The organism is Allobosea sp. TND4EK4 (assembly GCF_900156025.1).
Lineage (GTDB): Bacteria > Pseudomonadota > Alphaproteobacteria > Rhizobiales > Beijerinckiaceae > Allobosea.
The window spans coordinates 22510-42328 of the sequence record NZ_FTMO01000015.1; the positions used below are offsets into that span (position 1 = coordinate 22510).

At 64.1% G+C, this 19819-nt stretch carries 16 protein-coding genes, 1 tRNA gene and 1 pseudogene; 7 read left to right on the forward strand and 11 right to left on the reverse strand.

Annotated features, from left to right (window positions below):
- The first annotated feature begins 21 nt into the window (after positions 1–21).
- Both BW981_RS17755 and BW981_RS17760 read left to right on the forward strand, forming a co-directional pair.
- Complete coding sequence (locus tag BW981_RS17755) at positions 22–1695, forward strand: OPT/YSL family transporter (protein WP_076441655.1); 1674 nt, start codon at positions 22–24, stop codon at positions 1693–1695.
- 60 nt (positions 1696–1755) lie between these two features.
- Positions 1756–2427, forward strand: a complete 672-nt coding sequence (locus BW981_RS17760) for an AroM family protein (protein ID WP_076441657.1) — start codon at positions 1756–1758, stop codon at positions 2425–2427.
- Between the two features lie 66 nt (positions 2428–2493).
- On the opposite strand, the gene BW981_RS17765 is transcribed toward BW981_RS17760, so the two are convergent.
- The 9 genes and pseudogenes from BW981_RS17765 to BW981_RS17800 form a co-directional block, all read right to left on the reverse strand.
- On the reverse strand, positions 2494–2901 hold the full coding sequence (locus tag BW981_RS17765; protein ID WP_348521414.1) for a homocysteine S-methyltransferase family protein: 408 nt from the start codon (positions 2899–2901) through the stop codon (positions 2494–2496).
- 56 nt (positions 2902–2957) lie between these two features.
- The gene (locus BW981_RS23645; RefSeq protein ID WP_076441661.1) at positions 2958–4445 is read right to left on the reverse strand and encodes a methyl-accepting chemotaxis protein; all 1488 of its coding nucleotides are present in this window, start codon (positions 4443–4445) and stop codon (positions 2958–2960) included.
- Between the two features lie 1284 nt (positions 4446–5729).
- Positions 5730–5825, reverse strand: a pseudogene (locus tag BW981_RS23480) (IS630 family transposase); the annotation flags it as partial.
- Between the two features lie 283 nt (positions 5826–6108).
- Positions 6109–7275 (reverse strand): tricarballylate utilization 4Fe-4S protein TcuB, encoded by a 1167-nt coding sequence (gene tcuB, locus BW981_RS17775; protein ID WP_083712456.1) that lies wholly within the window; start codon positions 7273–7275, stop codon positions 6109–6111.
- On the reverse strand, positions 7272–8648 hold the full coding sequence (gene tcuA, locus BW981_RS17780) for an FAD-dependent tricarballylate dehydrogenase TcuA (RefSeq protein ID WP_076441663.1): 1377 nt from the start codon (positions 8646–8648) through the stop codon (positions 7272–7274). Before tcuA ends, tcuB begins: the two co-directional genes overlap by 4 nt.
- A gap of 26 nt (positions 8649–8674) precedes the next feature.
- A complete protein-coding gene (locus tag BW981_RS17785; protein ID WP_076441665.1) occupies positions 8675–9379 on the reverse strand; it encodes an IclR family transcriptional regulator in 705 nt (234 codons plus the stop codon).
- Positions 9376–10266 (reverse strand): NAD(P)-dependent oxidoreductase, encoded by an 891-nt coding sequence (locus BW981_RS17790; protein ID WP_076441667.1) that lies wholly within the window; start codon positions 10264–10266, stop codon positions 9376–9378. The genes BW981_RS17785 and BW981_RS17790 overlap by 4 nt, the downstream gene beginning before the upstream one ends.
- Positions 10263–11738, reverse strand: coding sequence for an aldehyde dehydrogenase family protein (locus BW981_RS17795; RefSeq protein ID WP_076441669.1), 1476 nt, complete (start codon positions 11736–11738; stop codon positions 10263–10265). Before BW981_RS17795 ends, BW981_RS17790 begins: the two co-directional genes overlap by 4 nt.
- Positions 11717–12931 (reverse strand): ABC transporter substrate-binding protein, encoded by a 1215-nt coding sequence (locus tag BW981_RS17800; RefSeq protein WP_076441671.1) that lies wholly within the window; start codon positions 12929–12931, stop codon positions 11717–11719. The genes BW981_RS17795 and BW981_RS17800 overlap by 22 nt, the downstream gene beginning before the upstream one ends.
- Positions 12932–13202: 271 nt before the next feature.
- Here BW981_RS17800 and BW981_RS17805 point away from each other — a divergent pair, with 271 nt between their 5' ends.
- Both BW981_RS17805 and BW981_RS17810 read left to right on the forward strand, forming a co-directional pair.
- The gene (locus tag BW981_RS17805) at positions 13203–14180 is read left to right on the forward strand and encodes a Bug family tripartite tricarboxylate transporter substrate binding protein (RefSeq protein ID WP_076441673.1); all 978 of its coding nucleotides are present in this window, start codon (positions 13203–13205) and stop codon (positions 14178–14180) included.
- Between the two features lie 18 nt (positions 14181–14198).
- Positions 14199–14996 carry an N-acyl homoserine lactonase family protein gene (locus BW981_RS17810; RefSeq protein WP_076441674.1) on the forward strand — a complete coding sequence of 266 codons (798 nt, stop codon included), beginning with the start codon at positions 14199–14201 and terminating at the stop codon, positions 14994–14996.
- Between the two features lie 903 nt (positions 14997–15899).
- Here the strand turns inward: BW981_RS17810 and BW981_RS17815 are convergent.
- A tRNA-Leu gene (locus BW981_RS17815) sits at positions 15900–15986 on the reverse strand.
- Between the two features lie 392 nt (positions 15987–16378).
- On the opposite strand from BW981_RS17815, the gene BW981_RS17820 reads away from it, so the two are divergent.
- Both BW981_RS17820 and BW981_RS17825 read left to right on the forward strand, forming a co-directional pair.
- Positions 16379–17383 carry a complex I NDUFA9 subunit family protein gene (locus tag BW981_RS17820; RefSeq protein WP_076441676.1) on the forward strand — a complete coding sequence of 335 codons (1005 nt, stop codon included), beginning with the start codon at positions 16379–16381 and terminating at the stop codon, positions 17381–17383.
- 19 nt (positions 17384–17402) lie between these two features.
- Positions 17403–18071, forward strand: coding sequence for an HAD family hydrolase (locus BW981_RS17825; RefSeq protein ID WP_076441678.1), 669 nt, complete (start codon positions 17403–17405; stop codon positions 18069–18071).
- 31 nt (positions 18072–18102) lie between these two features.
- On the opposite strand, the gene BW981_RS17830 is transcribed toward BW981_RS17825, so the two are convergent.
- Positions 18103–19098: a 2-hydroxyacid dehydrogenase gene (locus BW981_RS17830; RefSeq protein ID WP_076441679.1), complete on the reverse strand. Its 996-nt coding sequence runs from the start codon at positions 19096–19098 to the stop codon at positions 18103–18105.
- A 172-nt stretch (positions 19099–19270) separates the two neighbouring features.
- Between BW981_RS17830 and BW981_RS17835 the strand changes: the two genes are divergently transcribed.
- Entirely contained in the window at positions 19271–19801 is a 531-nt protein-coding gene (locus tag BW981_RS17835) for an SH3 domain-containing protein (protein ID WP_076441681.1), read from the forward strand.
- The last annotated feature ends 18 nt before the right edge of the window (positions 19802–19819 follow it).

Genomic DNA, 19819 nt, shown 5'->3' on the forward strand with positions numbered 1-19819 from the left:
GGGCCATGAGGGGGTAAGAGCATGACACATCACCATGACGGGGCGCCGAAGCGGCACCCCAGCCTGTTCGAGCCGGCGACGCTTCTGCTGATCGCCGTGCTCTGCGTCTTCGGCGCCATCATCGGCATGCAGCTTCTGGTGTCGCTCGGCATCACGGCGAACACCTCGCTGATCGGCGCCTTGGCGGCGATGGCGCTGGCGCGCATCCCGCTGGCCATGTTCGCGCGCTATCGCTCGATCCATGTGCAGAACCTGGCCCAGAGCGCGATCTCGTCGGCCACCTTCGGCGCCGCCAACAGTCTGCTGCTGCCGGTGGGCATTCCGTGGCTGCTCGGCCGCCCGGACCTCGTCCTTCCCATGCTGGCGGGCGCCTTCTTCGCCATGCTGCTTGACGCCTATCTGCTCTATCGCATGTTCGATTCCCGTGTCTTCCCGGCCACCGGGGCCTGGCCTCCGGGCGTGGCAGCCGCAGAGGCGATCAAGGCTGGCGACGAGGGCGGTCGCAAGGCCGCGCTGATGGGCGTCGGCTTCGCCACGGGCGTCGCCGCCTCCTTCGTCAAGATCCCGCTCGCCTGGATCGGCTTCGCTGGGTCGACGGCCTTGACCGGCATCCCGATGTCGGCCTTCGGCGTTGCTTTCATCGGCAATATCTGGGCGCTCGGCATGTTCGGGATCGGCCTGCTTCTGCGCGGCTATTCCGGCCAGATCTTTGGCGGGCCGATGTTCGCGAGCATCATCCCGAAGGGCGACCTGATGGCCGCCTACATTCCCCACGGCTTCATGATCGGCGCGGGTCTCGTCGCCTTGATCCAGGTCGGGCTGCTGCTGTTCCGCCGCAACGAGGCGCAGCGCCAGGCCGATGCCAGTGCCGGCGTCTCGGACAAGGAGGTGCGCCGCGCGCTCGGCCTCGGCACGATCGGCTATCTCGTCATCGCGGTCTTCATCGCCATTGTCGGCGGGCTGACGAGCGAGATGTCGATGGGCATGCTCCTGCTCTTCGTGCTCTACGCCGCTTTCGCGGCCTATGTGCACGAGCTGATCGTCGGCCTCGCCGCGATGCATTCGGGCTGGTTTCCGGCCTTCGCGGTCGCGCTGATCACCCTGATCATCGGCATGCTGATCGGCTTCCCGATGCCGGCGCTGGCGCTGCTCGTCGGCTTCTCTGCCGCGACGGGACCGGCCTTCGCCGATATGGGCTACGACCTCAAGGCGGGCTATCTGCTGCGTGGCAACGGGGTCGATCCTGCCTTCGAGCGCGACGGCCGCCGCCAGCAGCTCTTCGCCGCAATGTTCGCCTTCGTCGTCGCCGGCCTCGTCGTGCTGCTGTCCTACCAGTCATACTTCGACCAGAACCTCATCGCCCCCGTCGACAAGGTCTACGCCGCGACGATCAAGGCCGGCGTCGCGCCCGGCGTCGCCTGGCAGCTCTTCCTCTGGGCGATCCCCGGCGCGGTCCTGCAATTCATCGGCGGGCCCAGGCGCCAGATCGGCGTGCTCTTTGCCACCGGCCTGCTGATCAGTTTCCCGATGGCGGGCTGGGCGGTGCTGGCCGGCATCCTTTGCCGCCTGATCTGGGAAAAGTTGCGTGGTGCGGGGGGCGAGGGGGACATGGAGGTGTTCGCCGCCGGCATCATCGCCGGCGACGCGATCTTCTCCTTCTTCGACAGCGTTTCGAAGAACGTCTTCAAGCGCTGAGCAGAAGCCGGGTCGCGCTGCGCGGCGAGGCCCGGCGTCCTTTCGGAAAGGCAATTGCAGATGCGCCGCCTCGGCACACTCACGATCGGACAGGCGCCGCGGCCGGATATCGTGCCGATCCTCGACGCGCTTCTGGACAACGGCATCAAACGCATTCACGCGGGCGTTCTCGACGGGCTGACGCGAGCCGAGATCGAGAACCGCTTCGCACCGCAACCGGACCAGCCGCGGCTGGTCACCCGTTTGCTCGACGGCTCGTCCGTGATCCTTGATCGCGCGCGGACGGAAGTCGCTGCGCAGGGCAAGCTGGAGGCCCTGGAAGCGCAGGGCTGCACCACCATCCTGCTGCTCTGCACCGGCCATTTCGAGCGACTCGCCACTGTCAAGGCGCGCCTGCTCGAGCCGGACCGCTTCCTGCCGGCCTCCGTCGCGGCGCTCACCCGCGGCGCGACACTCGGCATCATCGTACCGATCGTCGAGCAGATCGACAGCGAGGCTGTCAAATGGGCGGGGCTCGATCCTGCACCGCTTTACGCGGCTGCCTCGCCCTACCAGGACGGCCTCGGCGCCGTGACCGAAGCGGCGTTCGACCTGCGGCAGCGGGGCGCGGATATTCTGTTGATGGACTGCATGGGCTTCGTCGAGCGCCACCGCGCAGCCGCAGGCGCCGCGGGCGTGCCGACGATCCTCTCGAACAGCCTGATGGCCAAGCTCGTGTCGGAAATGCTCTAGCCCAGATGACACCGAACTGCCCGGCAGTCGAATGCGGACGAGGCGCTGCGAATCCGCACCGCGCCATCAGCACTGCCCGGGCGCACCGGCCAGAAGCAGGTGCCAATCCGCCCCGAATTCGGTGTGCAGCGCGCAGATCGCGTCGGGGCCGATGCCGCAGCAGCCGCCGATGATGCGGGCGCCGCGGCGCCGCCAGTCCCGCCCGAAGTCGCGATAGCGCTGCGGCCCGATATCCTCCCGCAGATCGCTCAGCCCCTCATTGGCCGCGGCCTCCCCGGTCTTTTCCGGAAAGGCGTTGGCATAGATGCCGATCGGGAGCCCCGCCTCGCCGAGCACGGAGCGGGCGACGTCGATGGCCGGGCCCATGACCTCCGGCTGGCTGCAGTTGAAGAGCACGGCGGCGGCACCGGCCTTGCGCACCGCGGCGATGGCCTCCGCCACGCTTTCGCCGGAGCGCAAGGCCGGTGCCGCCAATCGGGGCAGGTCACTGCCTCGGTTGCCCCGGTATCAAAGAATTCCGTGCGATGACATTAACCGACCAGCTGAACCGCGACGCGATGTGTGGATCCGATCGCCGTGTCGACCCGGGCTGCGAGCACCGCGATCTTGCGGATACTGTCAGGTATCGCGCCGACAGAGTTTGCGGCGCGTTCCATGTTGCCATTGAGCATGTCGGCCACGCTCGTCTGACCATGCATCGCCTCCACCGTATCGGCTATCTGGGCGTGCATGGTTTCGACCGCGCCATGGATGCGCTGAAGCGCGCCGGTGACCTCGGTCGTGATCGATTGAACAGCGCCGATCTCTTCGGTGATTTGGCGGGCCGCCCTGGCTGCCCCGTCCGCGAGAACCTTGACCTCTTGCGCCACCACAGCGAAACCGCGTCCGGCGTCGCCTGCGCGGGCAGCCTCGATCGTCGCATTGAGGGCAAGCAGATTGATCCGGCCCGCAATGTCTTGGATCAGGCCGAGCGTCCCGATCATCGCCCCGAGCTCGCATGAAAGCTTGCGAGTGCATCCGGAAGCGTCCGAGACCTGGCCGAACGCATCCTCCGAGGCGCGTTGCGACTGATGGATTCCGGCTGTCAGGGAATGGGCCAGAGCCGTGATCTCCGCCGTTGCCGTCACCATCGAACGCACCTCCTGCGAGGCTTCGGCGGCTGAACGAGAAACGCTTTCGGTTTGATCCAGCGTCTGGCTCATCGCCTGTTTGACCTCACTCAGGTTCTCGTGAATGAGGCCCTTCAGCCGGTCCAGAAGATCGAATCTCTCGGTGATATCGGTCGCGAACTTCATCACCATGTAGGGCCGCCCCGATGCATCGAAGATCGGGTTGTACGTTGCCTGGATCCAAAGGGGGCGGGCGTCTCGGCCGAGCCGCCGATAGCATCCCGTGTGAAACTCCCCGCGGCGCAAAACACTCCAGAATTCAGCATACGCTGCACTGGCCGCCTCATCAGTCGGCACGAAGATGGAGTGATGACGTCCGACAATGTCCGCGAGATCGTATCCTAGGGCGTTCAACATATTGACGTTCGCATCAAGGATCTTGCCGTCAAGGTCGAAGGAAATCGTCGCCTGGCTCTTATCGATTGCGGCCACAAGCGCCGCCGTCTTGGCAGCTTCATGTGCCTGGATCGTGACATCGGTCGCGAACTTGATGATCTTGTACAGTCGGCCCCGCCGGTTGAAAACGGGAGCGTAGGAAGCTTCGATCCAGATTTCGCTGCCGTCTCGGCGCTGTCGGCAAAATCGACCCGTATGGAATGATCCGCCTCGCAACCGATTCCAGAACTCCGCGTAGTCTGGGCGCACTGCGGCAGACGTCGGCAAGAACATGCGATGCTGCTTGCCGATAATTTCCGCCTGAGAATAACCCAGCATGCTTGCGAAACGTTCGTTCGCGAAAAGACAGATTCCGGTAAGATCGAACTCTGCGACGGCCTGAACGCGATTGAGCGCTGCAAGCCTTTCGCCAGCGAGGAATAATTCGAGTAATTTTCTCAGGGGCATGATCATTAAACGACGGTACCCGGATTAAAGCATTGTCAGCCATGGAATACTGAACCATATTGTTAGGGTAATTAAGCAGAGAATCAGGATTAATTCAGTAGTTAAGCCCGCACCAAATTGAGAATTGCAAGTTGAAGATTATCACGGTGTCTTGAATAAAGCGGGTTTTATGATATAATTATCTCGGAGCTTCGGCGCTTTGTTCGGCCATGGCGGAATTTCGGTGGGTCATACTGCCGATGTGGCGACGACCCGGGCGACCTCGTCGGTACATGTGCCTGCTCCTGCGATGCGCTGGAAATATCTTGAAGTGCAGCAGCGACACTGGTTGCCGAGCCGACGATCCCCGAAAGAGCAGAACCGGTGTCATTGACCAGCCGAACCCCGGTGGCGACCTGTTCGGTTGCTGTCGTCCTCGAGGGCTTGCCCGAGCCGAAGTCTGGACCACAATGAGCGACAGTCCGGGGAGCTGGCATGCTCCCGATCGACAAATATTGAATGGTGGAGACCCGAAACGCCGTCAGGCGAATAGCCAATTATATCAAGAAATATCGCATTTCTTTCAGTAACGCTTCCACGAAATATCGATTTAATCATGCGATTAGCTCGTGATATCGCGGTCGGTGTACGCGAGGTGCGAGATTGGAGAAAATGAGTATTCATTCATAGCTCTCGCTATCGTCGGTTTATATTCTCCAAAAATTCAGCTGTTTGAATGAACGAAATCTAAATCGGTGCCGCCAGCTTTCCTTCTGTACGCCATCTGACAGAGATCAGGCGTTGCTCCTGACGAGGTCGCTCGGCCCGTGGCGCTGCCCAGAAGCATCACGCAGGGCGTCGGGCATCCCGTAGGCATCGGCAGTGAAAGGGGAGCACAGACCGGACGGTCCAGCACGGCGATCATGCCGCGCGTGGATCTGATCAGGGGGCAGGGCCGCTGGAGCCTGGCCCGCGCGCGAAGGGCCAACTGCACCTTCACCTAAGATAGTATGAACCCTGCTTGGTAGAGAAGGGGCGCGACATCGCAAGAGCCAAGGTATCAAACCGCAGTGCTAAAGCGGATACCATGCGACTCGTTATCATTGCTTAACTCTTTGACGCGAATCGCGAAAAAGAGTGGTGCCCAGGAGATGGCTCGAACCCAACGGGATTGCTGCAGAGCTCTGAAAATCAGGGACAATTCCCACTCGCCTTAGATCAACGAGTGGTAGCTTTGAATGAGTGACGAGCGAACCAAGTGTAGTCCGAGCATCCCGGCTTCGGAAGCCCTATTGAGCGATGAGGCGGCGGCAGGAGCCGTAACGCCAGCTCATGCAGCGTGATGTCCCGTCGCTCCGCGATCAGTCCGCCGAGGAAGGCTTCGTGCGCATCAAGGTTCGAGCCGCGTGGGGGAGAGCTGCCAATGCGATATTCTCGGGACGCCCGCATTCGGGCGGCGCAGTCAGACGATCGGCCCGGAGCTTCGAGAAGCGTATGCAGATCACGGATGATGTGCGGCGTGGCCTGACAATGCCGTCCAGGCGATCGTCGACGACGAGACATGGGACGCAAAGGCCTCTCGCAGCCGCGACACTGGAATGTCCGCGCCGTCATCGCGCTGGCGATGTCCGCCGGCTTGCCAAGCCTGCGCCAGACGGAGCTGCTTCCACGGGCTGGGAGATTCGACCGTTTATGGGTGCTCCAGCTCCCGCGCGGCGCGTACCAAGGCGAGAAACCGATAAATTCCATGCACGAATTTCCCGTAGGGCATCGTGACGAACAGGGCGAAGACGACACCGAGATGCAATGCGAGCAGCAGGCCCATGGCCGGTGTGGCCCGCAGGACGAGCAAGGCGAGCCCGGTGATGCTGGTCAGCAGCAGCATGAGCAGGAAGGCGACATCCATGCCGAACGGCGTGCCTTCGCTCAGGTCCGGATCGCGGCGCCACTTGTCATGCAAGAGGCCGATCGGCCCGATTACCAGCCCGATCCCGCCCAGCGTGCCGAGGACGACCGGGAGATCGTACCAGGGATAGGGAGCCTGCATCCCCAGCAGATAATGATAGAGCGTCGCCATCGATGTCGACGCGAAGCAGAGCATGAATCCATAGAAGGTCAGATGGTGATAGCTGCGTCGGCGATTGCTCGCCCGCTCACTGTCGTTCATGCAGCCCGCGCCGCCTCCGCCGAGATGACGCAGCCGGCCGGCATCCTTGATCGCCTGCCATACCGAACCGGTGTCGCGCAGCGCGCCATCCGGCTCGCCGATGTCTCGCCAGAAGGCTCTGACGCCCATGCCGATGGCGAGGATCGCAAACAGCGCCGCGGCGCCGAAGATCAAGACCATCGTGTTGTGCGGCATGAGCTTGTAAAAGGCGCCAGGGCCGGTATGCGTCCCGAATAGAACGCCCGGATCGGTCCAGGCGACGAAACCCGCGATGAAGATCGCGACGGCCACCGCGAGTGCGATCGCTATGAACAGCCCATTGCGCGCGAAGACGCCCGCGAACGCCCTTGGCCAGACGTATTGCGCATAGGATTCGGTGCGGACCTGCGCCAGCGCCGCCGGCACATGCACGCTGAACTCGTGCGGAGGCGAGAACTGGCAATCGTAATAGCAGGCTCCGCAGTTGTGGCAGAGATTTGCAAGGTAGTTCAGGTCGCCGTCGGAGAATGATCGCCGCATCTCCATGGCGGGGAAGACCGCGCACAGGCCCTCGCAATAACGGCAGGAATTACAGACGGTCATCAGCCGGTCCGCTTCGGCCAGCGCGGGCGTGGCGTGCTGCGCGCTGGACCCGGCTGTTCCAGCCGGCCCCGAACCCACCGTATCGCGAAGGAAGGCGAGTTCGTTCATGATAGCGCACTCCTCGCGGCCTCGCGGCCTGCAATTCGCCCGAACACGGCGCCGATCGTCATGCCTATTCCAGCCGCATAGCCTTCGCCCAGCACATTGCCGGCCATAATTTCGCCTGCGGCGAACATGTTCGCAGAGCCCCGCCCATCGTTCATCGTCATCCGAGCGTCCTTGTCCACGCGCACGCCCAGATAGGTGAAGGTGATGCCGGGCCTGACCGGGTAGGCGTAGAACGGCGCCTCGACGAGCGGCCGCGCCCAGTGACTTTTGGGTGGCGATAAACCCTCCGTGGAGCAGTCGTCGAGGATCTTGTCGTCGAAGGTTCCGGGCCGGCAGGCCGCATTGAAAGCCGCTACCGTCTCTTCCAGAGCAGATGAATCGAGTTCGAGCTTACCAGCCAATTCGGCGATGGTGGGGGCGCTGATCGGCGGGTACAGCGACGGCATGAACAGTTTCAGAGACGAAGCATCGAATATGATGAAGGCGATCTGGTCTGGCTGCGCCGCCACGAGGCGGCCCCAGATCGCATAGCGCTTGGGCCAGATATCCTCGCCTTCGTCGTAGAACCGTTCGGCCTTGCGATTGACGACGATACCGAAGACGACGCAGTCGAGGCGGGTGATGATGCCGCCATCGTATTTCGGTGCGCGCGCGTCGATCGCGACAGCGTGGCACTGAGTCGGATCGCCGACTTCCCGGACATCATTGTCGAGCAACAGCCTGAGCACGGTGCCGCGATTGTTGCGCGTGCCCCGGATAAGGAAGTTGTCCGCCGCTTCTCCCCAGTAGCGCTTGAGCCATTCGATGTTCGACTCGAAGCCGCCCGCCGCCGCGACGAGCGCGCGAGCGGGGAGTCTTTCTGCGCCGACCGTGACGGAGTGGAAGTGCCCACCCTCGATCTCGATGTCGGTGACCTCCGACTCATAGCGAATCTCAACGCCAAGATCTTCGGCAGTCTGGTAAAGCGCGTTCAGCATCGCGCGCCCGCCGCCCAGGAAGAAAGAGTTGGTGCGGCCGAGCGACAAGGTGCCGCCAAGCGAAGGCTGCCACCGGACGCCTTGCTCCTCGATCCAGCCCAGCATGGACTTGGATTCATGGATCATGAAGCGCGCCAGTGCCTCGTCCGTCTGTCCCTTGGTGACGCGCAACAGATCGTCGAAGAACTCGCTTTCGCTATACGGCCCGGACAGGCTTGCCGTCGCCGCGTCATGGGCACAGCGCATGTTGCGGGTGTGGCGCGTATTGCCACCGCGCCAGAAAGCGTCTGCCGCCTCGAGGACCAGGACACTGGCGCCTTCGTTCCTGGCCGAGATGGCGGCGCAGAGCGCAGCGTTGCCTCCCCCGATAACGATGACGTCGTATTCGGGTTTCATCGACGGCGTAGGCGCAGTCATGTTTCTCAACCGCTTTTGGTGTTTGATCGGATGCAACCCAGAGCCACGCTGAGCTGTGCCGTCGCAGCGAGGAGCAGCTCCTGCATGCGCGCAACGGCCTCATCTGTGAAACGTTCGTCCGGGCCGGACAGCGAAACGGCGCCAATGAGGCCAGTAGGCCCGAACACCGGGGCCGCCAGCCCGGCGCAACTGGGGTCGCGCTCGCCCCGTGACAGCGCCACCGGGGCGAGGTCTCCCTTGGGTGTGCCGTAGGACCGGATAATCCGGCCTGCAGCGCCCTTATCGAGCGGAAGCACTGCTCCGGCCTCGACACGGTCGAGCGTCGAATGATTGGAATTCACGCGGAACAGGCAAAGGCGCTCGGACTTGCCATGCCGGATGTGAAAGGAGGCGCTCTCGGTGCCCTTGGCAACGAGGTCCTGCAACACAGGCACAACATGCTGGCGCAGCGGGCTTTGCCGTTCATAGGCCAGTCCCAACCGGAGGGCCGAACCGCCCAACACGTAATGTCCGTCCGGCAGACGCGTGAGGTAACCGGCACCTTCGAGCGAGGCGCAAAGGCGAAGGATAGTACTCTTGTAAAAACCGGTGTCGCGAGCGAGATCGGCCAGAGAGCTGGGTTCCGGGCGATGGGCCAGCGCACCGAGAATCTGGAAGGCGCGGTCCACCGCCGCGACTCCCTCCTGCTTTCCTGCCGCGTTGTCGGTCATGGCGTGGTGTTCTCCGGGTCGAGGACGCAGCTGACGACCGGCCAGTAGAGATCGCCAAAGCCAGCCTCGGAGGCCCGCTTTAGCAGCGCGTCCGCGTTCTTGGCACCCGGCATCTCCAGTCCCAGTTCGGCCCCGAGCGCGAGCGCGTAAGACAGGTCCTTGCGCGCATAGTCCGTCGAGAAGGCGCGCTCCGGAAACTGCCGCGGCAGCACCGCCTTCATCCCGTGATTCCTGAGAGCGAAGCTGTCCGCCGAGCCCTTCGTCAGGGTCTCGAACAGCACCCGGTCGCTGAGCCCGGACCGGCGCGCCACGGCGATTGCCTCCGAGAGGGCCACGACCGTCTCGACCAGCACCATGTTGTTCATGATCTTGACGATCTGCCCGCAGCCCACCGGCCCGCAATGGGTCACGTCGCTGGCGATGGAATCGAGGAGGGGGCGCAGCGTCGCAAAGTCGGCCTCGTCCGCGCCGACCATGATGCTCAGCGTACCATCCTCGGCCGCCTGCCGGGTTCGGGCGATGGGGGCGTCCGCATAGCGCGCGCCGAGCGTCGCGAAGCGGCGAGCCAGATCACGCGTCAAGTCGACCGGGGAGGTGCCGAGATCGACCACCAGCGTACCGGGGCGAGTGCTTTGCAACAGGCCATCGGGACCGTCGCAAACCGCCTCGACGTGCCGGCCTGACGGAAGGGCCATGAAGATGACGTCGCAACCGGCGATCGCCGCGAGATTGGCGGCCGTCTTGATGCCATGATCAGCCAAACGCGCCAGCGGCTCGGGACTGCGATCGTATGCGAGAACGCCCAGCCCCGACTTCAGAGCGAGATTGCGGCACATCGGCTCGCCCATCACGCCGAGTCCGATGAAACCGATGGTCTGCGTGCTCACAGCCGTACCCCTCCGAGATAGATGCTCTTGATCTGCTGGTAGAGGCGCATGCCTCCGACGCCCTTCTCGCGGCCGATGCCGCTGTCCTTGTAGCCGCCGAAAGGGGTCGCGATGCTGAGCTGCTTATAGGTATTGATCCACACCGTGCCGGCCTCGAGCCGCCGTGCGACGCGCAGCGCGCGCGTCACGTCCAGCGACCAGATTCCCGCGGCGAGCCCGTATGCCGTTCCGTTCGCCTGGGCGACCAGATCCTCCTCGTCGTCGAAGGCGAGAATGCACAGGACAGGCCCGAATATCTCTTCGCGGCAAGCATGAGCGCTTGGATCGAGGCCGCCGATCAGGGTCGGCATGTAGAATGCTCCCTTCGCCAGGCCCGCATCGGAGGGCCTGCCGCCGCCAGCAAGAATCTCACCACCTTCGGCGCGCGCCGAATGCACAAAGCGCTCGACGTGTTCGCGATGCCGAAAACTCGCCAGGGGCCCCATTTTGCTGCCCGGATCGAGTGGCATGCCGACTGCGATCGCTTCGGCGCGGGCGCGCATCAACTCGATCATCCGCTGAAGCACCGGTCGCTGGACGAACAACCTCGATCCCGCAACGCAGGACTGGCCGGATCCCTCGAAAATCCCGTCTTGCACCGCAGCGGCGGCCCTTTCGAGGTCAGCGTCCTCGAATATGATATGCGGCGACTTGCCCCCCAGTTCGAGGGCCACCGGGATCAGCCGCTCGGCGGCGATTTTTGCGATCGAGCGTCCTGTCTCCGTGCCGCCGGTGAATGACACCATCCGCACGTCGGGATGGCTTACGAGCGGGATGCCAGTCTCGACGCCGGTGCCGGTCAGCACATTGAGAATGCCGGCCGGCAGACCGGCGGCGAGCGCGATCTCCGCGACTGCAAGCGCCCCAGAGGGAGTAACCTCCGAGGGTTTGACGATGACGGCGTTGCCGCCGGCTAGTGCAGGCGCGATCTTCTGCGCTTCCATCGTCAGCGGCGAATTCCATGGCGTGATCGCCGCCACGACGCCAATCGGCTCGTAGCTCGTCATGGAAAGGTAGTCGCCGCGAGACGGTGTCACCTCGGCGCCAGCCGTCTCGCAGACGGCCGCATAGTAGCGGAACGTGGCGGCGGCGCTGGCCACCTGCGCTCTGCACTCAGCCAGGACCTTGCCGTTCTCGCGCAGCTGGATCATCGCCAGATCCTCGGAGCGGGCGACGATGCCGTCGGCGATCGCCCCGAGGATCCTGGCCCGCTCAGGGGGACGCAAGCCGCACCATTGCGAGCGCGCCAAGGCTTCTTTCGCGATCGCGACGCAATGTGCGACATCGCCGGCGCCGGCGGCGGCGAGCTCGTAATTCGTCTCGCCGGTCGCGGGGTTCACGGAGGCAAAAGGCTGGCCCGATCCTTGGACGCGCTCTCCGCCGACAAAGAAGCCTGTTCTGGACATCGATATCACTTCTTTACGAGGGGGCATTCGCTTTCGGCCAGGGGACGGAAGGCCTGCGCGCCGGGCACGACTTTCGCGACGCTGTAGTAGTCGAACGGCTTCTTCGACGCCGAGGGCGACTTCACCTTCACCAGATACATGTCGTGCAGGACGCGTCCGTCCGGACGGATCGCGACGTTGCGATTGTACATGTCGTTCACCGGCATCTGGCGCATCTTGGCAGCCACGATCTTCGGATCTGTGGTGCCGGCAGACTTGATGGCTTCCAGATAGTGCCGCACGCCGCTGTAAGTGCCCGCGTGGATCATCGTCGGCGGAACCTTGCCGCCGCTCATCGCCATGAAGCGCTTGAACCAACTGCGCGTCTCGTCGGTCGAATCCCAGTAGAAGGACGTGGTCACCTCCAGCCCCTGCGCGGCCTGCAGGCCGAGCGCGTGGACGTCAGTGATGAAGACGAGCAAGCCGGCCAGCTTTTGGCCGCCGGCAACGATGCCGAACTCGTCAGCCTGTTTTGCGATGGTCTGGAGATCCTTGCCGGACGTTGCAAGTCCGACGACATCCGCGCGAGACGACTGCGCCTGGAGCAGAAAAGACGCGTAGTCGTTGGTGCCCAGCGGATGGGCGACGGAGCCGACGACCTTGCCGCCGGCGGCCGTGATGAAGGCCGTCGCGTCGCGCTGGAGGGCGTGTCCGAAAGCATAGTCTGCCGAGACGAAGAACCAGCTCTTTCCGCCTGCTTCGGTGATCGCCTGGCTGGTGATCTTGGCCAGGGCATAGGTGTCGTAGTTGAAATGGAAGCTTTGCGGTGAGCAGGATTTGCCGGTGAACTCGGACGCGCCGGGGCCGGTCACGACGAAGATTTTGCTCTTGTCATTCACGACATTGAGGATGGCGAGACCGGCAGAAGACGCTGCACCGTCCGCGATCAGGTCGACGCCGTCCTGGTCGATCCAGCGCCTGGCGATGGTCGACGCCACGTCGGGCTTGTTCTGGTGATCGGCCGCAACGATTTCGATGCGCTTTCCGAGCAGGCTGTTGCCAAAATCCTCGGCCGCCAGCTTGGCCGCGGCCACCGAGCCGAGACCGCCATTATCGGCAAAAACGCCCGATTGATCGTTGAGCACACCGATGCGGATCACGTCATCCTTGGCGAGCGCCGCGATAGGCAGGGATACAGCCGCGGCCAGGGCAATTGTGCTGGCGAGTTTCATGAGAGCCATATGCGTTCCTCCTCCTGATGTGCCCGATGTGACGACAGTCCACGGGCTACTGTTTTGTCTGACAGAACGACAATTCTATTAGCAGGAATTTTCGTAAGCAGGTGTATCGCTCTGTGCAAGCAAAATCTCACGCATAAATGTTCTGCACAGCAGAACTATTGTTCTCTTGAAAAGAATTTCGTTTTGGGCCTAGATGACGCGGATCGGGAGCGTCCATGCGCTCTTGCAATCAGGGGCCACTGAAGAGCCCGACCGGAGGAAGGCGTCTCAAATGAAGATCGACAATTCGCGTCGTCATATGCTGATGGGCGCTGCGGCCTTTGTTGCGGCCGGTTCGGTGCCCGCTATGGGGCAGGGCTATCCGTCACGCGTGATCAAGTTGGTCTGCCCGTTTCCCGCGGGCAGCGCGACGGACACGCAGGCCCGCTTCCTGGCGGAGCAGATCGGCAAGGTTCTGCCGCAGAAGATCATCGTCGAGAACCGGCCGGGTGCAAGCGGCAACTTGGCGGCGAGCAGCGTCGCGCGCTCTGATCCGGATGGATACACCTTGCTGTTGGCGACCAATTCCAGTCACGCCGCCAATCAGCATCTGTTCAAGTCCTTGCCGTTCGACCCGGTCAAGGACTTCGCGCCCATCGCGCGCCTGACGCGCAACCCTCTCGTTCTCGTCGTCTCGGAAGCTTCGCCGGCGAAGACGGTTGAGGACTTGCTCGCATTGGCAAAGGCGCAGCCAGAGAAGTTGAGCTACGGAACCGGAAACACCGGTAGCTTGGCGGCGGCCCAGCTTCTCATGACACTGGCTCAGGTGAAGATGACGCGCGTTCCATATCAGGGGACGCCACAGGCGATCACCGACGTGCTCGGAGGGCGCATCGACGTGATCATCACGGATGTCGCCGTCGTCCGCGAATTCGTCCAGACGGGCAAGCTCAGGGCGCTCGGCGTTACGACAGCCCAGCGCCTGGTCACAATGCCGGGCGTTCCCACCATCGCGGAGGCGGGCATAGCAGGCTATGATTTCGCGGCGTGGAGCGGGCTGTACGGGCCGGCGGGACTGGACGCATCCACTGTTCAGATACTCAACCGTGTCTTCCTCGATGCCATGAAGGGGCCCGAAGCGGACCGCTTCTTCGGCTTGGTCGGACTTGAGCGCAATCCCGGCAACCCGGCGGAGCTCGCCGCCTACCAAGCTCAGCAGTCGGAGCTTTGGGGCCGCATCATCGTCCAGACAGGTATCGAGAAAGTCTGATCTACGGGGTGGGCCGACATGACGGCGTCTGAACACTACGAAGTCTTTGCGCTGCGATATGCCCGTATGCCGCAGCGCAGAGCGCACGACAATTTCATGCACCGCGACGTCCATGACGGCCCGATGCCAATGGACTTCTTCATCTGGATCGTACGAAACGCGCACCGGGTCATATTAATCGATACCGGGTTTGGAGCTCGGGCGTCGGCCAGCAGAGGGCGTCCGCTCGATATCGATCCCGTCGATGCACTGGAGCGCATCGGCATTCCGGCGGAGGGCGTATCCGATATCGTGCTCACGCACCTTCACTATGATCACGCCGGAAATCTCGACCGGTTTCCCAATGCGACCGTCCATGTTCAGGATGCGGAAATGGCCTTCGCGACAGGGCGATGCATGTGCCATTCCGTGATGCGCTATCCTTACGATGTCGATGATGTCGTGACCTGCGTGCGCCGCGTTCATGCGGGGCGGGTTTGTTTCCACGACGGGGACGCCGAGATTTTTCCGGGTGTTTCCGTCCACCTCTTGCCCGGTCACAGCAAGGGGCTCCAGGCGGTGAAGGTCGCGACAGCCCGCGGCCCGGTTCTGCTGGCCTCCGACGCCAGCCATTACTATGCAAATTTTGAGCGCAGTTCACCCTTCGTGATCACGATCGATGTCGCCGCCACCCTGGAAAGCTATGCCCGGATGCGCCAGTTGGTGGAGAGTGACGAGCACATCATACCTGGCCACGATCCTTTGGTCGGCGAGCGCTACCCATCACGCGTCGTGAATGGAGTCACGTTGATCGAGCTTCATGTTGCGCCAGATTAGGTCGCCACGTCTGCATTGAGCGGCCGAAGCCCGAGGCCGGTACCTACCGCAGTGTTCTGGCAGCGATTCTGCCGGCGGCAAGCGGCTGACCCAGGCGGCTGACGCATCTGCGGCCGCGCGGGTAGGCAGGGTGGTCAATGTCGCCTCGTTGCCAGGCAAACGCAGGCACAACGGCAATGTCGCCTACCAGAATGAGCAAGTTCTCCATGGTGGCGCTTTCGCATGCGGTGCTGTCAACGGCGATGGCCTTCCAATCGGGGAACCGCGCGGCACCGGGATCCGGACTGTAGTCGCCGTGGGCTCTCCGCCGCAGCCTTACTGATGCCTGGTGGAGAGCAAAGGCCACCTGAGGAAGGAGACGCTCCCATGTATCGGCATCGACCCTGAGGCCGTGGCGACCCAGCAGGCCGTCCACATCTTCGCCGACAGCCTGTTCGAGTTTTGCGAGACCATTCCAAGTGTTTGTCGGCGGCCTCCAGCGCGTCCTCTAGCGAGTCCTGCGACCCTTCCCCGCCCTCCGGTTCGCCGGGGTCCGCTCCATACGGCGTGATAGCGTCCCGATATGCCTCGCCTGCGAGGGCAGCGACTTGTTCAGTCGTGAGACGCCGGGTGCCCGCCCGGAGCGAGGCCCAATTCGATGCGATCTGGGCTGCAATTTTCGCGTGCGCCTTCCGGGCCTCTGCGGCGTCCTTGGTGCGGAGCGATTTCAGGAGTTCGGTCTTCCCAATGACCTCGCGGAGGTCCGTGGGAACCGCCTTCCGAAACCAGTAGACGCCAGTCTTGGGATGCTTGAACGGCCGCGCCATCGATAGGACCATATGGATCACCCGATTGTATCACTCGGGTGTCCGCAAGCCGCTGATTTTCGCTAAGTTCTTGAGGTTGGTAGTCCTCAAAGAAAAGTGGTGCCCAGGAGAGGACTCGAACCTCCACGCCCTTGCAGGCGCCAGCACCTGAAGCTGGTGCGTCTACCAATTCCGCCACCTGGGCAACGGCGGTTCGTTTACGGGGGGGGCGGCACGCTGTCAACGGGGGGCTGCAGGAATTGTTGCGATGGCGTGACGGTTTTGCTGGAGGCCTTCCGGCGCAACGCGGAAAACCGGCTCGATCATGCGAAAAGCGGCCAAAGCGCTTGCGCTCGCCGGCTGGTCGCGAGGCAAAATCGGCCAGCGAAGCGCGAAGGCGAACGGCCATGAGGCGACCTCAAGCGGTCACCGTTCTCGCAGGGATTCCCGCATTCGCAGCAGAGACTCCAACGGGCGACGAGAGTCGGCCGGCGCGGCTGAACCTGCGCCAATCGTGCTGCGTCGCCGCAAAAGCCGTTCCCCTTTCAGCCGACATGATCTAGGAGGGCGGAACGGTTCTAAACGGAGCGCTCCCCGATGGCCACCCAAGCCCCGGCTCAGCAACTCGTCACGGTCTTCGGCGGTTCGGGATTCGTCGGCCGCCACGTCGTTCGTGCGCTGGTCAAGCGCGGCTATCGCGTGCGCGTCGCGGTGCGCCGGCCTGATCTGGCCGGGTTCCTGCAGCCACTGGGCATGGTCGGCCAGATCCACGCCGTCCAGGCCAATCTGCGCTATCCGGCTTCCGTCGCGGCCGCGGTCCGCGGCGCGGATGCGGTGATCAACCTCGTCGGCATCATGAACGAGCGCGGGCGCCAGAGCTTCTCGGCCGTGCAGGCCAATGGCGCACGCGCCGTCGCGCAGGCCTGCGCCGCCGCTGGCATCACCCGGTTCGTGCAGATGTCGGCCCTCGGATCCGATGCCGCGTCACGCTCGGTCTATGCGCGCACCAAGGCGGAAGGCGAGGCGGCCGTGCGCCAGCTCGTGCCATCCGCGGTGATCCTGCGCCCCTCGGTGATGTTCGGTCCCGACGACGATTTCTTCAACCGTTTCGCCTCGATGGCGCGGATGATGCCGGTGCTGCCGCTGATCGATGGCGGCGAGACGAAGTTCCAGCCGGTCTTCGTCGGCGATGTGGCCGAGGCGGTCGCCCGTGCGGTCGACGGCGCCGTTGCGGCGGGCGTCGTCTATGAGCTCGGCGGGCCGGAGGTGCTCAGCCTGCGCCGGATCGTCGAGGAGATCTGCAAGGTGACGGGCCGCAAGCGCCTGATCCTGCCGCTGCCGTCGCCGGTCGCGGGCGCCTTGGCCCGCGTGCTCGAGGTCGTCGATTTCCTGACGCTCGGCCTGCTGCCCAACGAACTGAAGCTCACGCGCGACCAGGTCGTGCTGCTGGGGCAGGACAATATCGTGTCCGATGCCGCCCGGAGGGAGGGGCGCGATCTGCCGGGCCTCGGCATCGCTCCGGTCTCCGCCGAGGTCGAGATCCCGTCCTATCTCTGGCGCTTCCGCAAGACCGGACAGTTCGACGCGGCGCGCGCAAGCTGACGCGGCGGTACCGAGGGTAATGCCCGTCGACCTCGTCATCTATGACTGCGACGGAACGCTGATCGACACCGAGACGGTCTATGCCGAGGTGACCCTCGCCATGTGCCACGAGGTCGGGCTGACCAGCTGGACGGTCGAGGACTATTGGAGCAACCTCGTCGGCATCCCGCTCGCCGACGGCTTCAAGATCATCGAGAAGGCACTCGGGCGGCCTCTGCCTGCCGATTTCGAGGAGAAGGCCGAGGCCGGCGTTGCCGCCCGTCTCGCCGGGGAGGCCCGCGCTCTGCCCGGAGTCCGACAGGCTGTCAGCCGAATATCCGCAGCACGCTGCGTCGCCTCCTCGACCACGCTGGAGCCGCTCAGGCACAATCTGACGCTCGCGGGCCTGATCGACCTGTTCGATCCGCACGTCTTCTCGGCTTCGCAGGTCCCGCGCGGCAAGCCCGAGCCGGATGTCTTCCTTTTCGCGGCGGCGCAGATGGGGGTCGTGCCGGAGCGCTGTCTGGTGCTGGAGGATTCGGTGCCCGGGGTGTTGGCGGCGCGGGCCGCCGGCATGCGCGTCGCGGGCTTCGTCGGAGCCGCGCACGACAAGGCCGGCATGCGGCAGCACCTGACGGGGGCAGGGGCTGCCATCGTTCTCGATGGCTATGAGGAGTGGCCACGCACGGTCGCGGCCCTCGGGGCCTGAGGCGCGGGTACGCGCCGGCGTGCCCTTCGTTTCAGAGCATGCTCGGCAGCACGCGGTCCGGCGGCTTGTGGCCATCCATGAAGGTCTTGATGTTGACGATGACCTTCTCGCCCATATCGGCGCGGCCCTCATGCGTGGCCGATCCCATATGCGGCAGCACCACGACCTTGTGCTGACGGGCGAGCTTCAGCAGACGCGGATTGATCGCGGGCTCCTGCTCGAACACGTCGAGCCCGGCTCCGCCCAATTCGCCGGCTTCCAGCATGCGGGCCAGCGCCGTCTCGTCCACCACCTCGCCGCGCGCCGTGTTCACCAGGATGGCGTCGGGCTTCATCAGCTTGAGGCGCCGCGCCGAGAGCAGGTGATAGGTTGCCGGGGTATGCGGGCAGTTGACCGAGACGATGTCCATCCGCGCCAGCATCTGGTCGAGCGAATCCCAGTAGGTCGCGTCGAGCTTCTCCTCGATGCGGGGATCGACCCGGCGGCGGTTATGGTAGTGGATCGAGAGGCCGAAGGCGGCGGCGCGGCGCGCCAGTGCCTGGCCGATGCGGCCCATGCCGACGATCCCGAGCCGCTTGCCGGTGATCCGCCGGCCGAGCATCCAGGTCGGGGACCAGCCGGCCCATTCATCGTCCGGGATGACATGGGCGCCCTCGGCGATGCGGCGCGCGACCGCGAGGATGAGCGCGATCGTCATGTCGGCGGTATCGTCCGTCAGCACGCCGGGGGTGTTGGTCACGGTGATGCCGCGCTGGACGGCGCTCGCGACGTCGATGTTGTCGACGCCATTGCCGAAATTGGCGATGAGCCGGAGCTGGTCGCCGGCCTGGGCGATGATGCTCGCATCGATGCGGTCGGTCACGGTCGGAACCAGAACGTCCGCGGTCTTCACCGCCTCGACCAGTGCAGCCTGGGACATCGGCTTGTCGTCGAGATTGAGTTGCGCATCGAAGAGTTCCCGCATGCGGGTCTCGACAACGGCCGGCAGCTTGCGCGTCACCACGACCAGCGGCTTCTTCTTCGACATGACGCCTCCCTCCATCGCTGCCCTGACCGGTCCCGCCTCAACCCGCCATTAACCCTGGCGGGGCAGGAATGAGCGACCGTCACGCTTGGCCTTTTTTGTCTATGCGGCGGCGCAGCGGAAGACAACTTGACCCTTCGCCTGAGACGGCGCGGCCGATACGGAGAGCGGCGGAATGCTGAAATTGCCGATGCGTGGCCTTGTCGGGGCAGCGCTTTTCAGTGCCGTCGCGGTTTCGGGCGCCAGCGCGCAGGACATGCAGGCCGGCTCCGTCACGGGCCTGCCGGTGCCGCGCTATGTCAGCCTCAAGACCGACCGAGTGAACCTGCGCGAAGGCCCGTCCAAGGAGCATCGCACGCGCTGGGTCTATCAGCGCGCCGGGCTGCCGGTGGAGATCACCGCCGAGTTCGAGACCTGGCGGCGTGTGCGTGATTCGGACGGCGCGGAGGGCTGGGTGCTGCACAGCCTGCTCTCGGGCAAGCGCACCGCGCTGGTCGCCCCCTGGGCGAAGAACAAGACCGAAATCCTGCCGCTGCGCAGCGCGGCCTCGGCCGATTCGGCGATCGTCGCCGAGTTGCAGCCCGGCGTCGTCACCAGCGTCGCCTCCTGCGAGAAGGCTTGGTGCCGCGTCAGCGTGCGCAATGTCAGCGGCTACATGCCGCAGGAAAAGCTCTGGGGGGTCTATCCCAACGAGAAGGTCGACTGAACGACGGCCGGCCGCGCT

Bases quoted from the DNA above. Each gene is read 5' to 3' on its own strand.
- BW981_RS17755 (WP_076441655.1), top strand. From the start codon at position 22: ATGACACATCACCATGACGGGGCGCCGAAGCGGCACCCCAGCCTGTTC.
- BW981_RS17760 (WP_076441657.1), top strand. From the start codon at position 1,756: ATGCGCCGCCTCGGCACACTCACGATCGGACAGGCGCCGCGGCCGGAT.
- BW981_RS23645 (WP_076441661.1), bottom strand. From the start codon at position 4,445: ATGATCATGCCCCTGAGAAAATTACTCGAATTATTCCTCGCTGGCGAA.
- tcuB (WP_083712456.1), bottom strand. From the start codon at position 7,275: ATGAACGAACTCGCCTTCCTTCGCGATACGGTGGGTTCGGGGCCGGCT.
- tcuA (WP_076441663.1), bottom strand. From the start codon at position 8,648: ATGAAACCCGAATACGACGTCATCGTTATCGGGGGAGGCAACGCTGCG.
- BW981_RS17785 (WP_076441665.1), bottom strand. From the start codon at position 9,379: ATGACCGACAACGCGGCAGGAAAGCAGGAGGGAGTCGCGGCGGTGGAC.
- BW981_RS17795 (WP_076441669.1), bottom strand. From the start codon at position 11,738: ATGCCCCCTCGTAAAGAAGTGATATCGATGTCCAGAACAGGCTTCTTT.
- BW981_RS17800 (WP_076441671.1), bottom strand. From the start codon at position 12,931: ATGGCTCTCATGAAACTCGCCAGCACAATTGCCCTGGCCGCGGCTGTA.
- BW981_RS17805 (WP_076441673.1), top strand. From the start codon at position 13,203: ATGAAGATCGACAATTCGCGTCGTCATATGCTGATGGGCGCTGCGGCC.
- BW981_RS17810 (WP_076441674.1), top strand. From the start codon at position 14,199: ATGACGGCGTCTGAACACTACGAAGTCTTTGCGCTGCGATATGCCCGT.
- BW981_RS17820 (WP_076441676.1), top strand. From the start codon at position 16,379: ATGGCCACCCAAGCCCCGGCTCAGCAACTCGTCACGGTCTTCGGCGGT.
- BW981_RS17825 (WP_076441678.1), top strand. From the start codon at position 17,403: ATGCCCGTCGACCTCGTCATCTATGACTGCGACGGAACGCTGATCGAC.
- BW981_RS17830 (WP_076441679.1), bottom strand. From the start codon at position 19,098: ATGTCGAAGAAGAAGCCGCTGGTCGTGGTGACGCGCAAGCTGCCGGCC.
- BW981_RS17835 (WP_076441681.1), top strand. From the start codon at position 19,271: ATGCTGAAATTGCCGATGCGTGGCCTTGTCGGGGCAGCGCTTTTCAGT.